Origin of the sequence: Stieleria neptunia, from assembly GCF_007754155.1 — a bacterium.
GTDB classification, from domain to species: Bacteria; Planctomycetota; Planctomycetia; order Pirellulales; family Pirellulaceae; genus Stieleria; species Stieleria neptunia.
The window spans coordinates 9,442,088-9,456,980 of record NZ_CP037423.1; the positions used below are offsets into that span (position 1 = coordinate 9,442,088).

Annotated in this window: 11 protein-coding genes; 8 read left to right on the forward strand and 3 right to left on the reverse strand. The window is 60.6% G+C overall.

The window, feature by feature from the left end; all coding sequences use genetic code 11:
• Positions 1–304 precede the first annotated feature (304 nt).
• The 7 genes from Enr13x_RS32970 (at position 305) to Enr13x_RS33000 (ending at position 7,761) form a co-directional block, all read left to right on the forward strand.
• Complete coding sequence (locus tag Enr13x_RS32970; RefSeq protein ID WP_145391128.1) at positions 305–1,051, forward strand: SDR family oxidoreductase; 747 nt, start codon at positions 305–307, stop codon at positions 1,049–1,051.
• 118 nt (positions 1,052–1,169) lie between these two features.
• Complete coding sequence (locus Enr13x_RS32975) at positions 1,170–2,111, forward strand: PP2C family protein-serine/threonine phosphatase (RefSeq protein ID WP_145391129.1); 942 nt, start codon at positions 1,170–1,172, stop codon at positions 2,109–2,111.
• A 167-nt stretch (positions 2,112–2,278) separates the two neighbouring features.
• Positions 2,279–3,151, forward strand: coding sequence for a DMT family transporter (locus tag Enr13x_RS32980; RefSeq protein WP_145391130.1), 873 nt, complete (start codon positions 2,279–2,281; stop codon positions 3,149–3,151).
• A 54-nt stretch (positions 3,152–3,205) separates the two neighbouring features.
• Positions 3,206–3,418, forward strand: a complete 213-nt coding sequence (locus tag Enr13x_RS32985; protein ID WP_145391131.1) for a hypothetical protein — start codon at positions 3,206–3,208, stop codon at positions 3,416–3,418.
• Between the two features lie 473 nt (positions 3,419–3,891).
• Positions 3,892–4,470: a hypothetical protein gene (locus Enr13x_RS32990; protein ID WP_145391132.1), complete on the forward strand. Its 579-nt coding sequence runs from the start codon at positions 3,892–3,894 to the stop codon at positions 4,468–4,470.
• A 256-nt stretch (positions 4,471–4,726) separates the two neighbouring features.
• Positions 4,727–5,998, forward strand: a complete 1,272-nt coding sequence (locus tag Enr13x_RS32995) for a tetratricopeptide repeat protein (RefSeq protein ID WP_145391133.1) — start codon at positions 4,727–4,729, stop codon at positions 5,996–5,998.
• Positions 5,999–6,465: 467 nt separating this feature from the next.
• The gene (locus Enr13x_RS33000) at positions 6,466–7,761 is read left to right on the forward strand and encodes a S1C family serine protease (RefSeq protein ID WP_197455529.1); all 1,296 of its coding nucleotides are present in this window, start codon (positions 6,466–6,468) and stop codon (positions 7,759–7,761) included.
• A gap of 341 nt (positions 7,762–8,102) precedes the next feature.
• On the opposite strand, the gene Enr13x_RS33005 is transcribed toward Enr13x_RS33000, so the two are convergent.
• Complete coding sequence (locus Enr13x_RS33005; RefSeq protein WP_231743924.1) at positions 8,103–9,431, reverse strand: PQQ-binding-like beta-propeller repeat protein; 1,329 nt, start codon at positions 9,429–9,431, stop codon at positions 8,103–8,105.
• A gap of 163 nt (positions 9,432–9,594) precedes the next feature.
• On the opposite strand from Enr13x_RS33005, the gene Enr13x_RS33010 reads away from it, so the two are divergent.
• Positions 9,595–9,792: a hypothetical protein gene (locus Enr13x_RS33010; protein WP_145391135.1), complete on the forward strand. Its 198-nt coding sequence runs from the start codon at positions 9,595–9,597 to the stop codon at positions 9,790–9,792.
• Positions 9,793–9,887: 95 nt separating this feature from the next.
• Here the strand turns inward: Enr13x_RS33010 and Enr13x_RS33015 are convergent, their stop codons facing one another.
• Both Enr13x_RS33015 and Enr13x_RS33020 read right to left on the reverse strand, forming a co-directional pair.
• The gene (locus Enr13x_RS33015; RefSeq protein ID WP_145391136.1) at positions 9,888–11,171 is read right to left on the reverse strand and encodes a DUF1559 domain-containing protein; all 1,284 of its coding nucleotides are present in this window, start codon (positions 11,169–11,171) and stop codon (positions 9,888–9,890) included.
• A gap of 492 nt (positions 11,172–11,663) precedes the next feature.
• Positions 11,664–14,678, reverse strand: coding sequence for an ASPIC/UnbV domain-containing protein (locus tag Enr13x_RS33020; protein WP_197455530.1), 3,015 nt, complete (start codon positions 14,676–14,678; stop codon positions 11,664–11,666).
• Positions 14,679–14,893: the final 215 nt, after the last annotated feature.

The following is a 14,893-nucleotide window of genomic DNA, read 5'->3' on the forward strand; positions in this document are numbered from 1 at the left end:
CGCGGTGAAAAACCTTGCCGGTCGATAACGCGGATCATGACGCCAACAACCAACTCTAGCACGCACTCTGGCACGCACTCTGGCAAGCACTCTGGCAAGCACGGTACGCGTTCTTTCAGCCGACGACGTCCGCGACGTGTGCCCTTTTCATGCCGGCCGATGTAAGACCCGCACGACGATCAGGTAGTCCCCTGTGTTGACGACGACCGGCCATCGCCTTGGCAATCCGAACGAATCGTTGCGAGATCATGGCAGCCGATTGCAGACGACTTTTAAACCAATCACCGCTTTCTGGGAGATCCCCATGTCAATCGACGTTCGAAATCAAACCGTCTTGATCACCGGCGCCAATCGCGGCATCGGAAAAGTGATCTTGGAAACCGCGATCGAGCAGGGAGCCGAGAAAGTCTATGCGGCCGTGCGAAACGTCGACTCGGTCGCCGGCCTGGTGGACAAACACGGCGACAAGGTCGTCCCGATCGTCATCGACCTGCAACTGCCGCAAACGATTGCGGACGCCGCAAGTGTTGCGACCGACGTCACCATCGTGATCAACAATGCAGGGATTGCCCGGACCAATGATCTGCTCTCACCTCAAGCCTTCAGCGACTATGAAGCCGAACACAAGACCAACGTGCTCGGATTGCTGCATCTCGCTCAAGCGTTCGCACCGGTGCTGAAATCCAACGGAGGCGGGGCGTTGGTGCAACTCAACTCGGTCGTGTCGATCAAATCTTTCGTCGACTTTGCCACCTATTCCGCCTCCAAAGCGGCCAGTTATTCGCTGACCCAGGCATTGCGTGAAAAGCTGGCCCTGCAGCAGACCTCGGTGGTCAGCGTTCACCCGGGTCCGATCAAGACCGAGATGGCCGAGGCCGTCGGTCTGGCCGACGTCGCCGAATCACCCGCCCTGGTCGCTGAGGCCATTTTTGCGGCACTCCGCGACGACCAGTTCCATGTGTTCCCCGATTCGATGGCGAAACAATTCGAGGCTGCTTACGCTGGGTTTGCGAAAGCATTCGTCGAAGCCGAGCTGAGCGAACAAGCCTGATCGATCGTCGCATTGGGCACAGAAACTTAATTCTTGCCCGCCGAATCGCTTCCAATTGAGTCAACCTCGCTACAATCCTGGTTGATGTCTACGTTCGTCCTCGGCGAAGGTCTTGGAGATGCTCGATTCAGAATTCGAATTCACCCAATCCGAGACATTCGGATTAACCGATGTCGGAAAGAAACGCACCGTCAATCAGGACCAGTTCTTGATCGCAGAGTTGAGCAAATCGATGCTCGTCTCCGCGTCGAGTCTGGCGGAGATCGATGTCGGTCGTTTTTTTGGCGGCATCCAAGGCCAGGTGTTGCTGGTCGCCGACGGGATGGGCGGGCACGCGGCCGGTGAAAAAGCCAGCAGCATCGTGCTGCAGCACTTGATCGGTCGACTGCTCAACAGCGTCCATTGGTTCTTCCAATCCGACACCGGATCGGAAGAAGAGTTTATCAACGGTCTGAGGAATCTGCTGCGCGACGCACACAGTCGCGTCCTGGCGGAATCTCGGGAAAACCAGGCCGCGACCGGGATGGGAACGACGCTGACCATGGCCTACATTCACTGGCCGGCGATGTACGTGGTGCACGCCGGCGACAGCCGCTGTTACCTGATTCGAGACGGTGTCGCTCGGCAAATCACCACCGACCACACGCTGGCGCGACAGATGGTCGAGGCCGGCGGGATGAAGCCCGAAGACGAAGCGACCAGTCGCTGGAGCAACATCCTTTGGAACGTCGTCGGAGGCCACGCCCAACGAAGTCTGTTGGCCGAAGTGCATCGCGTCGATTTATGCGAAAACGATTCTATCGTGCTCTGCAGCGACGGCCTGTATCGCTACGTGGACGGCGATCAAATCTCGTCCATGCTCGGCAAGCAACCCGATGCGTCCGTGCTGTGCAAAGAACTGGTGGACCTTGCCAACGACCGCGGCGGCGAAGATAACATCACCGTGGTGGTTTCCCATCCGACGCCCAAAAATCGATTGGCCGCCAACGGATCGGTGATCACAGGCGACGCCGCCTGCAAAGAGACGTTTCCCGTCGTCGAGAATGACCAGGACAGCTAAGGATCAGTCAACTGCCTGCCGTTTCGCCTTCCCCCCGTCGGATTTCATGGCAGGGCCCCGCCTGTGGAATCGCCTCCGCCGTCCTCTACACGCTGACCAATATCGCGCTGCGCCATTGTGTCGACGTCGATGCCTACCTCGTCTCCGCCGTCAAAGCGGCTCCGACCGTGTTCGTCTTGGGGCCGCTGGTCGGCTGGCTGTCGATTCGCCCGACCGCAACCCATCCGTCGTCGGCCGACCGCTCCCGATCCGGCTTCCGCCGGTTGCCACAATTCATCCTGGCCTCCTTCCTGGCACAGTTTTTTGGCAACGCCGGGTTCCAGAAAGCGCTTGAGCGGATCGGATTGGCCGCCTCGGTCCCGATCACGCTGGGCGCGTTGATCGTCGGCGGGGCGATCCTCGGAGCGGTCTTGTTGAAAGAACCGGTCGGCCGACGCAAAGTGATCGCCATGATCACCTTGATCGTCGCCGTCGTGGTGCTGTCCTTACCCGATCAGCCCGTCACCGAACCGATCACCGCGAACGCGGAAACGAACCCGACGGGGACGCCAACCCTGCCTGGGCCAACCCTGCCTGGGCCGATTGATCTGGTCGTCGGTTCGCTCTGGGCCGCGGTTTCCGGATTGGCCTATGCCTTCTTCGGCGTCTCGATGCGGCAGACGCTCCAAACCGGACTCCCGGCTCGCAATCTGATGCTGATCAGCGGCGTCACCGGCAGCGTGGCGCTGTGGGGGTTCTGTTTTGCTACCCTGGGCACGGCGACGATCACGTCGACCAGCCCGTCGCAATGGATGCTGATGGCCACGGCGGGATGTTTGAACTTCTCGGCCTTTGTCGCCATCACCACGGCACTTCGGTTGCTGCCGGTCGTGGCGGTGAACTTGATCAATGCGTCGCAGGTTGCCATGGCGGGCGTGGCCGGCGTGATCCTGTTCGATGAACCGATCACGACCCGTCTGGCCTTCGGCATCGCCTTGACCTTTGTCGGGCTGATCATCCTGGCCCGCCGCACGCGGGCCCCGATCGTGATCACCGATTAGCCACGAAAAAGTGGCAATTCGCAGTACCTTGATCCGGCCGAAATCTTCGCGGCGGTGAACGAGAAACTCGGCCTGACGAAGGACCAAATCGCCGTGCTGAAAAAGTCGAACAGCATGCGTGCCTCGCTGATCAAGAACGCCGTCGCCCTGCTGACCGACGACCAAAAAGCGAAACTGCCCGAGCGTCTGGTCAAAATGACGACCCGACGTGGCGGCGACGCGAAAGCAAAGGCCAGGGGAAAGAAAAAGAAGGCCGAAGTCAACTGACCCACCAGCCCTGCTTGGGCCAAACCTGATTCAACCGACGCGACGGCGGCCCCGCCATGCAGGGTCGCCGTTTCATTTTGCCAGGGCCCCTGTTTTGCGTCGAAATCCGTTCACCGGTTCGGCAGACGTTCAATCGAGCTGTAGCGGTTATGCCGTCGCCGAATCGACAGGCAAAGAGTGGCGCGTCGGTGTGCCGATGAGATTGCAGCGAGCGAACGGTTTGTCGTTCCGGAGAATCAACGGCCTGTTGATTGAATCGATGTTCCCAAATCAACGCGATCACGCCAGCCCGAACGCGTAAGCGAGGGGCGCCGCGTGGCCCCTTGCTAACGCATGCGGGCTGGCATTGAACAGGCCGTCATGGAACCGGTGTCCCGAACGATTGCGAGCCTTCATCAAAACCCCTGCGGTCGGAAACGCACCGCCAACCGTCAATTGCAATCTCCCCAACCGGCGGAAGGAACTGCCTTATTATGCGATGCACTAGCTTTTATGGACGTTTGCTGATCGTTGCTGCCCTGATGTCGGTGACCACGACATCGGTCAGCGCGAAATGGAACGATCACTGGAACAGTTTTTGGCACAAAGTCGGCGTCGGGTACGAACGCAACAATGCGTGGCCTGATCCCTTCAATGAAATGGATGCCATGGCCGTGATCACCCCGTTCGAAGCGATGAAGCAGAACGGCTGGGTCTTGCACAATACCATCGGCCCGCATCAATTCCGCGATGGGGACGGCGCCTTGAAGACCTCGGGGCAAGAGACCGTGGCGTGGATCGCGCGTCAGGCTCCCGCTTCACGACGGCAAGTCTATGTCGTGCGGGCGGCGACGGCCGACGAAACCGAAGCACGCGTGGCCTCGGTGCGTGAAATCCTGTCGCAGTTCCAGGGCCCGGGGCCCCAACCGACGGTCGCCGTCACCGACCGCGTGCCCCCGACCGCTTCGGGTGCCTGGGCGACGAAAGTCAACCGCGCCTGGTTGGAAGAACTCGCTCCGCCCAAACTGCCCTCCAGCAGCGCCGCGGGCACTTCTGCCGTCACGCAACAGTAATCCGAGCGTCGCACTGGTAAGACGCGCGGCCTCTGGCCGCCACTGCCAGCCCGGCTGACGCCACAACCGATACCGACTGGCGGTTTCCCCTCAAGGGAAACCGCCTTTTTTCGTCGAATCCGGGTGAGAAGGCGGACCGAGTTGAAGTCAGTTTGACAATCGGTCGATCCCTACAATCGGTGCCATCGGACTCGCGTTGACACCGCCGCCGCTTCGCCCTACTCGTTGACTCCAGTGTCACGGGAGAAATTTAGACGTGACTGAACGAACCAAGACGTTTCGAAATCGACGACGAAATCAACTACACTCCGCGCTCGCGGCTTCACTGGTGATCGGCAGCGCCGCTGCGACAACCGGCTGCTCCAGTTCCCTCGGCCCCCGAGTCGCATCCCTGAACCCGTTTTCAAGTGCTCCGGCCACTCCCAGCGGCGAAGCGACGGGATCGAACTGGTTGAGCGGCCCCAAGAACGTCAGCACCTCGCTTGCCAGCGGTGCCAAAGGCGCCGCCTCGAAATCTCGTACCACCGTCGCAAGTTGGTTCGGACGCGGCGATAAAACGAACCCCGATGTCACCGAAGGCGACGCCACCGACCCGACCAGCCTGACGCACAAAGCCGAAGTGACCCCGGAAGTCTTCGTCGCCAACGGTCGACTGTGGGAATCGACCGGCAACTACGAGAAAGCCATGGAAAGCTATGCCAAGGCGCTCGAAAAACGACCGGACGACGCGGCCGCACTGGCCAACATCGCGCGACTGCATTTCCGCCAAGAAAACCACCAAAAAGCCGCCGAGTACTTCGGCAAGGCGATCCAACAAAACTCCAACGACGCCGGTCTGTACAACGATCTGGGACTGACGCTCAGCAAACTCGGCAACCACAGCGCGGCGGCAGCCACCATCGAACAGGCGCTGCGGCTCTCGCCCGGCTCCTCGCGATACGCCAACAACTTGGCCAGTGTGAAATTCCAAGCCGGTGATCCCTCCGGTGCCCTCGAAGTCCTCGTGCAAAACAATAAGCCCGCCGTGGCACACTTCAACATGGCCTACCTGCATTACAAGCATGGCCAGAAAGCCGAATCGACTCGACACCTCAACCAGGCGCTCGCCTACGAGCCCCAAGCCGCATCCGACGCGGCCACCAAACGCGCCGTCGAACGATCCCGCGAACTGCTGGCCCAGATCGGAAACGTCCCCGGAGCCACCCCCGGAGTCTCGATGGCCACCGCGGCACAACCCGCCGCCAACGCACCGGCCGCCAATGCACCGGCGAACACCGCGGTCCAACAGGCGGCTCAAGGCTTCACGCCGGGAACCGATGTCCCCGGTTTCCAAAACGCCATTCGTCCCGCCTCCACCGCCAACACCAACGTCAGTTTCGGGAACGCGTCGTACAAGACGCCCGCCCCCAGCAGTGGCGTCAATCAGACGTCTGCGTCTGTCCCCGCACCGACTGCTGCACCGACTGCTGGCGACCAAGGTTCCTCCGGCAAGTTCGCGCTGCCGCCAAACTTCTCGATGCCCCAGTAGGCCGCGAGCACAATGCCATCGACCTTGGCGCTGAAGGTGTTCGCGGAACGGCGCGAGCGGGCTGTCGCTTTTGTGAGCCGCGACGCGTAAGCGGCCGGGCACTGCGACGTTGCCCGAGGCCTTACGGCCAGCGGCTCACCATTAACGCAGCAGATCCCGACAAAACCGACAGCCCGCGAGCCGTCCGGTCGCGCTTCAAAAACACCGCGAAAGACCGGAGGGCTCGCGCCCTGCCGCTAACAAAAAACACCCCGCTTGGCGTCGTAACAGTAGAGCATTGGGCTTGCAGACTACCGCTAAAAAATGCTTCACCGCGTTCGCGATCCGGATCGCCGTTTGACTTGATCATTGCGGCCGATCGCGAGACAATGGGTAAGGTTGCGAAACGCAACACGGCGATCCTCTCGATCGCCCATCACCGGTCCCTGAAATCAAATCGGAGAGCCCTTCTCGTGAATCGAACACAGATGTCTGTCGTCATTGCTTTGTTCTTGACGTTTCCCCTGGCATCCCGGTCCGCCGGACAAACGGTCGTCGATTTTCGCGACGCCGTCCGCACCAGCGAGCCGTCGTTGATGACCGTGATCGTCGACTCGGTCGACGCCCCCCCCGATCCCAATGCCGCCGAGGACGTGGCCGACGCCGAGCCGCCCAGGGGCCGACGGATTGAGATCCTTCGCCCCGACGGCCAGCCGCTGAATCGGTTCCGCGACGGCCAAGCGAGACGGTTGGCCGACACACGCCCCGCCCCGACCACCAGTGCGGCCTTCGCCGTCGGTGACTCCATCGTTCTGGCTTTCGTCGGCGGCCCAGTGCAAGTCGGCGGCGCAGTGCAAGTCGGCGGCGCAGTGCAAGTCGGCGGCGCAGTGAAATCCGTCACGGTCCAAAACGCAAGCGGCGAGCAAGCCGAGGGCACGGTCGTGGCGCTGGACTATGTCACCGGACTGGCTGCGATCCAAACCGACTTGGCCCCCGAATCCGGATTGATCGTCAGCGCCGCGGAGACCGAACCGGGCATGCCGGTCATCGCCGCTTGGATCGCCGATCAAGGCTTGGTGACCGATTCGGGAATGGTCTCAACACGCCCCGTGGCGACCGGGTCGGGCGTGGGGACGACTGCGACCATTGATTTCGGTGCGGGCCGACAGATGACCGGTGCCCCCGTGCTCGATGCGACCGGCATCGTCGTCGGTGTGCTCGTGCCCAGCCGAAACGGCGGCCTGGTCTGTGCCCGTTCGACACACGTCCTCCGACTGGTTGAAGCGGCAATCGCTGCCACACCACACGATTTGAAACGCGGCCTGATCGGCATCCAATTCGAAGGCAGCGGCCCGCTCGTGCAGCAAGTCAGTCCGGGATCGGCCGCCGAACAAGCCGGTATCGAGCCGGGAGATTTGATCCAACAGGTCGACGCGATGGCAATCCGCGACGCCTCCGATGTCGTCGCCGCAGTCGCCGACGCGCGGGCCGGCCAGACTCTCCAACTCGTCGTCCTTCGCGGCGATCAAACTCTCACGCTGTCCGTCACGCTGACCGAACACCCCGACCAGCGGATCGCCCAAAACAGGCCAGACGGCGGCATGCTCCCGTCGCAACAGGCCTTCGAACTCAGAGACGGACAACTGTTCCCCATGGAAATCGACCCCAACCTCAACCCGTTCCCGCCGGGGATGCGACGATTCAACATGGACGAACTGTTCCGAGAATTCCAAGCGCCCAACGGACCGCGGTGGCGCGTGCCCGGTCCCGATGACGGCAACTGAAAAGCGGTGGGGCGTCTCTCGTTCCTCCGCGGCAGCGGTTTCACGCCAGCGGCGTGCCACATCAAAGCTTGGGGTCGCGTTAGCGCACCCCAAGTTCCGGCCACCATAAGGCCGCCAAACCCAGCGGGGTTGAACAAGGTGCTTTGCCGGATTCACCCAGTTTGCCCCCCGGATCGCGACGCGTCATTTGTTGAACCCCGCTGGGGTTCCAGTTCCCATTTCGACACAACGCGGGGTGCGCTCCGCGACCCCGGGCTATGTTGTGGCACCGCTCTGCGGTGTGGCGTTTCGCTAGAAACACAAACGCCAGAGAGGGACCAAGCTGCAAACTAAACGAACGCTCACTCCCGCTCTGCCCGCAGGGACGCACAGACCAGCTCCTTGTCATTGCGTGCATAGATCATGCCGTTGGCGATCGCCGGATGCGACCAAACCACGCCGCCGCGACGCCGGAGTTGTTGAAGCGTCGGTGCGATCAACTTGGAACGGGATCGGATCTCGATTCCGTCGCGCGACAGAGTGGTCAGCAGCAATTCGCCCTGATCATTCAGCATGATTTCATCGTCACCATTGCGAATCGTGTGAACGGTCGCCCAGCGATTGATCGGAACCACCGACCGATCTTCCCAGATCCGATCACCGGTCGTCAGATCCAAACAGCGAAACTCGCCGTAGCTGTCGGCCCCATAGATCGCATCCCCCTTGATGATCGGCCCCGAGATCATCGCATGCAGCGCGTCGGTGTTTTTTTCGTCTTGGCCGATGCGATGCCAAAGCTTCGTCGCCTTCGGTGCATCGAGATCCAACTTGATCAGCATGGATCCGTCGTAGAACGACGACACGAACAGTCGATCACCGCTGACCACCGGAGTGGGCACACCGATCGGCATGTTGCGTGGTTTCATTTCGATCGACCAAAACGTTTCGCCGCTGCGCGGATCAAGCCCGCTGACACTTTCACCGGTCCAGCAGACGACGACATCCTGGTCGCCCTGGCGGATCATGATCGGCGCGCTGTAGCCGGCTTTCTCGTCCAAGGCTCTCCAGCGTTCCTTTCCGCTGGCCAGATCCAACGCGACCAAGCACGCGCCCCGTCCGCCGGTCACTTGGATGACCAGGTCTTCGAACACCAACGGTGCCGCCGTGATTCCCCAATTCGGCATTCGGATCTGATAGTCCCGCTCCAGATCACGGGTCCAAATGACAGCGCCAGTCTTGGCATCGAGACAATTCAATCGCCCCATGCCACCGACCGCGATCGCTTTCGACGCGTGCACCGTCACCGCGGCCCGCGGCCCCGAGGCTTCGTAACCGATCTCGTACCGGACCGGATCACTGCGCTGCCAAATCAGTTTGCCCGTGGCGGCATCAAAACACAGCACCCGCTCACGAATCTCGGGGGCTTCTCCCTGGCGGTCGGTCAAGAAAACCGCGCCGTCGCTGATCGTCGGCCCACTGTATCCCGGCCCGACGGGAACCGACCAACGCAGCGGTATCGGACCGTCAGGCAATTGCCGCACCAACGACGGGTCGTCGATCGTCGCGTCACGCCCCACACCGCGCCACTGCGGCCAGTCCTCGGCGCCGGCCGCCTGGCAAACGACCGCCAGTACCGCCGCATAACACCAACAACCGATCCGCCGTTTCGATCCAGCCCGTCGCATCGTCATCTCAGGTTCCTATCGTCTGTCAAAGAATTTCGGAAGCCAGGATTGTAGCAGTTAGGTGTCGGTGGGAAGACAGAAGGATGCGAGGCAGCCTACTCCGATTGGATTGATGGGCTACAATGATCACGTTCAATTTCCCACCGCGCTCCTAACGAGGACCTCCAGAATGAAAAGCCTTCTCGCTACATCCTTTCTTGCCGTTTTCTTCCTCTCACTGGCCGGATGCCCCGCGCCTCCGTCCGATGCGATCTCCGGCGCGGAACAGTCAGCGATCGAAGAGTATCAGGCCCGGGAAGCGGCGGAACAAGCGGCACTTGCCGGTGAGATGGAAGCCGGACTTGATCCCAAAGCTGCAAAGAAGTAGCCGCTGGTCCTGCCAGCGAGTGACCTGACACAAAAAAATCTCGACTCCTTGCGGAGCCGAGATTTTATTTTTCTCAAACCAGAGTCTGCCGAACCCTACTGGTTCAGTTGCTCTTGGATCGTTTCGCTGCTCGCTCGGGTCCCCAAAGCTCCCCAAAGCCCATAGGGACTTTGCGAACCAGGAACCGCTTTCGGATTGGTCGCATTGAGCCAAACCATCGGGTGACGTGAGTCGCCGGCTTCGATCGAATCGGTCAGGAAGACCACCGCTCCATCGCCCATCAAGACATGACAACCACCTTGGTGCTGGCTCGACGGCGGAAACATTCCCGTTTGCCCTGCGTTGTTGCCACCGCAGATCGGCGCGTTCGGCCCGTGAATCGTGAACATCCCGGTGTAGTTGGGACGGAAGTCCGCCCACTTGTAGCCACGGGCGTCGTTGACGCCAGAGATCGGATGACTCCCCAACCAGAATTTGGGACGCTCCGGATCGACTTGGTCACCCTGGTCCTGGCACCACATCGGGTTATCACGGACGTCATCGGGCGGGTTGCCTTCCGAGTTGTTCGTCTGAACCCCGCGATTGTCCCGGTCGCCAAGATAGGTGATCATTTCACCCATCATGATCGTGTTGGACAATCCATCCAACGCGTCGCGGAACTTCGCGGCCTTGTGAGGAACAAACATCCCGCGGTCAGCCGCCTGCGAGTGACGTGCGTAGCCCGCGTTCTTCAATTTTTGCTCACCATCGGGTGACTCGCCGGCGTTCAACGCATTGGTCGGACCACGGACGGCCCACCACATCGAATCTCCGAGGCATGCCGCATAGTTGCTGCGTCCCTGTGCGGGAAGCCCCACGCCGGGATCGCTGGGGCAACGCAGCATCGGGATCTCGGTCACCCAAGGGCGATACTGAAGAAACTGAATCGTCGGTCCCATCGGCGGCCATGGCGGCGTCACCGGAACGTTCGGATCCAGCGCGTCGACCGTGCTCGGGTTGCTGATTTCATCCCACAACCCTTGCTGTTCCATGAACGGGGTCAAGCCGACCAAGCAACTTAAACGCCATGCGTTGGCATCGCTGTAATTGGTCCACCAATCTCGCGTTCGATCGGTCCTGCCGTATCCACCAGGTGCCGTGCCGGCATCAGGGCTGCCCGTTCCGGCACCGTGAATCGGCAACTGCTTGAACGCACTGTGGTAATTGTGGACCGCTAATCCGAGTTGCTTGAAATTGTTGCTGCAACTCATTCGCCGAGCCGCTTCCCGGGCGGCTTGGACAGCAGGCAGGAGCAATCCCACCAGAATGCCAATGATGGCAATGACGACCAGCAGTTCCACAAGCGTGAAACCCGGTCGTCGATTCGGACGTTGACTCATAAGTCGTCTCTCAAAAAAGAACAGAAAGGTACAAAGAACGGTTAAGCTACACAAAGAAGTGATTTTCGGATCCGATTCAGCCACTATCGGCTACCGACCCATTATCAAGATAGCAAGCCCAAAACGGCGTGTCCAACAAACACGACGAAAAGCCGCAAATCCAACCGCACCCGCCAGAGGTGTTTCAGTCACGCAACCCTACCGGCACACCTCCCCCGATCTCTCACCCCATTCGCATCCAGTCAACAAAGCCCCCCCTGGCGAGCTGGTGCAATTTTACAGTCACCCTCCTGGCAGGAGGGTCGAGCGAAGCGAGGGGAGGTCGATTACAGGCGTAGTGGACGAGGTTACGAGTCCTATCGCGAGGGACTCGTCACCTCGTCCACGACGAAAACCGACACTTATTGATCGTGCGTTGCTTAACGTGATGCGAATGCCCCGGATCTCGCCCCACGATCCGACTGCGATGCCAAGCGAGCCCCCTGCCCCGTATCAGTCCAGCTCGAAGGCATCGTCTTGAGACTGCACGATGATCAGGCGGCGGTCGGCGGCAAGATTGGCAAACCGCTGGACTTCACCATCGGGCCAACGAATCTCCAAACGCTTCACCGCCTCGTGCTCGCCGAGCCCGAAGCTGACGATCGCTTGATTTCGGCACATGTAGCCATCGCCCGACTGCACCACCCGCGTCAGCGTCTGGTCTCCGATCGACACGGTGACCGTCGCGCCGATGGCATCGCGTTCGGCCGTGGTTCCGACCAGTTGCAGTTGCACCCAATGGTGCGGCGCCTGCGTGCGGTTTTCCAGCAACGCCAGCGGCTCGATCAGATCGGTCACGACAAAATCAATCCGTCCGTCGTTGTTCCAATCACAACTGGCAAGTGCACGTGAAAGGTGCCCCGCATTCCAATACGCCGGATCGCCACCGACATCCTTGAAGACAAACCTCGACTGATCAAGCGCGAACACCAGCGTCGGCATCTCGAACGCCCGCCCCTCCGCCGAGTAGTCGTCGATGTGTCCGTTGCCGATCACCAAATCGTCCTTCGTATTGTTGTCATAGTCGAACGCTTGGACGCCGAACCCCAGCATCTTGAAGGTCGGTTGATCCAAACCAAAGGCGACTACCAAATCATCAAAGAACCCGCTCTGGTCTTGCATGAACTGGTTGTTCCATTCCCGTTCAAAATTCGTCACATGCAAATCCGGTCGGCCGTTTTGATCGAAATCGCCGACGGCAACCCCCATGCAACCCAGCGGAGTGCCGCGGGCACCAAACGCGAGCCCCTTCGCCGCGGCGGTGTCGTGCCAAACATTCGATCGACCGACGTCCGCAACGCCTCGCTGCCACAAATGATTGGCCAAGTGATCGTTGACAATCAAGATTTCATTCCCCGGCGCACCATCCAGATCGGTCAGAATCACCCCCAACCCGGTCCCCGGCTCGACCTGTCCGCTTTCATCGATCCATTGACCGGCCATCGTCCCGTCCCCGGCGGACAGAAACAAACGATCGCGCGAGGGACGAAAATCCAAGGGAGCCGGCAGCCGAACCGGTGTCCCGTCGGCCTTGTACTTGATCGGATCAAAGACGCTCGCATCGTCGACGTAGTTGACCTCGACCAGATCGGGCAAATGATCACCGCTGACATCTCCGATCGCCAAGCTCGTCGTGTACAACGGTTCGTCCCAGACGCTGTCACCGGCATGCGGGACAAACGTTCCGTCGCCTCGATTGATCAACAAGGTGTTTCCCATCAGATTGGCGATGACCAGATCCGGGAAACCGTCTTGGTTCCAATCTCCCGCCGTGATCCCACACGTGTAACCTCGATCGTCACACTGCGCCGACGCGGTCACGTCCACGAATCGATCACCCAGCGAGCGAGACAACATGTTCGGGCGCGTCCCGCGACCATGCGGCGGATCGCTCGATGCCTGTCCCAAATAAAAGTCGACGTTCCCATCCAAGTCATAATCGATGCAAGCCACTCCGGCCCCGAACTGTTCAAACAATCGCAGCTCACGCGGCCGCTGCTGCGGGGCGTTGTAGTACGTGAACTCCAACCCCACCTGTGACGCGACGTTGGCAAACACCGGATCATGGGATTGGACGGTTGACGGTTCCGCCGGTGACGGCGTTGCGTTCGGCATCACGGTCTTCAACGCCACCCCCTCCACGTCGCTGGGAAAGCGGTCCAAATCCACACCGCACAACACCAGTGCGCGGTTGTTGCGTTGAAACGTTTCGTCGTCCGCCATCGCGAGCGCCTGATTGAGTTGCCGCAATCCATTGGCAGGCGATCCCATGTTTTGAAGGGCAATGCGATACCAACCGAGAGCCTCGATGGGGCGGCCGGATTCGTTGAGCAATTTCGAGATCTGGTCGATCGCCGCCGGATCGATTTTGCCCGTCAACAACTTTCTCGTCACTCGCATCAAGCGATCGATCAGCACGCCCCGCTGGCGAAACCGTTCATAATCGTCAAGGTGACCGCCGGCGGAAAGCGCCTGCGCCATCCGGTCGGTTGCCGCCAAATCTCCCGGCTCTCTTAAAATGGCTTGGCCAAACTGGCCGGCCGCCAGATCAAACTGCCGCTGCCGCATCGCCCAGCCTCCCAGGGCCAACCAATACGCCGGATAGCGATGTGACGCCTGATCAACGTCGCCGAGCCACTGTTGGAACGCATCGAACTGCTGCGATTCGATCAACAGCTGGCCGTAAAACGCCATCGCCGCGGGATGATGCTGGGCGAGCAAGCGGCTGATTCTTAACACCTGCGATGCGTCGCGCACATCGCCCTCACCGTACATCGCCCGGGCCACATTCATCTCACCGTCGACGCGGTGTTGTTCCACATCCTCCACCTTCGGTTTTTCGGCCATCCCGGTAAACGATCGGGCGGGAAAGATCAGCCCACGCAATTCATCCAGCGTCGCGTTTCCCGTCCGACTCAACCGACGAACGTGCTCGTTGGCATCGAATCGAAAACCACGTTGATTCAATACCGCCACCAACGCGTGACGTACATCATCCAGTTCGGGCTGCTCTTGCAGCAACCCCTCCAACCGCGCGATCGCTTCGCCCCACCGCCCGGCTTGGGACAGCATCGTTGCGGCCCGCTGCCGCCACTTCCAACCGTCATCGGCCGAAAGTTCGGCGGCGGAATCCAGCATCGCGACCGCATCGTCGACCTGCCCCAGTCGGTTGAACAATCCGGACGCCAACACCATCGCATTGGAGTCGTCGGGATAACGCAGCAGGTGTGACTGAACCGCTTGCATCGCGCCGGCCTCATCACCAACGGCGATCAAGCGGCGGATTTTGGAAAGATTCGCCAGCCGAGACTCCGCCGCGCGTGCAGGCGATGCGGGATCGATTTCCGCCGCATTCTCGCGTTCGGCCTCGCGCGTCGACGTCGATGACCCGCGATCGCCACAACCGACCGCCACGGAAAGCAGCACCGCGACCACGAGGCGGAAATCAGTGCTAACAAATTTTGACATGGAGCAGAAGTTATATCGAGCGGAAACGGGGGCCATGTACAAACGGCACAAGGATAAATTACACGGGATTCGGCGACCGTTGGTGTTTAGCCTTGAGGCGATTCCCGGTCGCTGCGTCGCAGCGACGGTGAGCGGCGAAAGGGACCGTCCAGCTTAGGACGACCGGCTTTTCGAGTACGATGGCCCTTCCGGGCTGTCGTCCGTCGGACTCCTGA

Excerpts from the sequence above, each read along its gene's own strand:
- Enr13x_RS33000 (WP_197455529.1), top strand. The coding sequence starts at position 6,466 with ATGTCTGTCGTCATTGCTTTGTTCTTGACGTTTCCCCTGGCATCCCGG.
- Enr13x_RS33020 (WP_197455530.1), bottom strand. The coding sequence starts at position 14,678 with ATGTCAAAATTTGTTAGCACTGATTTCCGCCTCGTGGTCGCGGTGCTG.
- Enr13x_RS32990 (WP_145391132.1), top strand. The coding sequence starts at position 3,892 with ATGCGATGCACTAGCTTTTATGGACGTTTGCTGATCGTTGCTGCCCTG.
- Enr13x_RS33005 (WP_231743924.1), bottom strand. The coding sequence starts at position 9,431 with ATGACGATGCGACGGGCTGGATCGAAACGGCGGATCGGTTGTTGGTGT.
- Enr13x_RS32975 (WP_145391129.1), top strand. The coding sequence starts at position 1,170 with ATGCTCGATTCAGAATTCGAATTCACCCAATCCGAGACATTCGGATTA.
- Enr13x_RS32970 (WP_145391128.1), top strand. The coding sequence starts at position 305 with ATGTCAATCGACGTTCGAAATCAAACCGTCTTGATCACCGGCGCCAAT.
- Enr13x_RS33015 (WP_145391136.1), bottom strand. The coding sequence starts at position 11,171 with ATGAGTCAACGTCCGAATCGACGACCGGGTTTCACGCTTGTGGAACTG.
- Enr13x_RS33010 (WP_145391135.1), top strand. The coding sequence starts at position 9,595 with ATGAAAAGCCTTCTCGCTACATCCTTTCTTGCCGTTTTCTTCCTCTCA.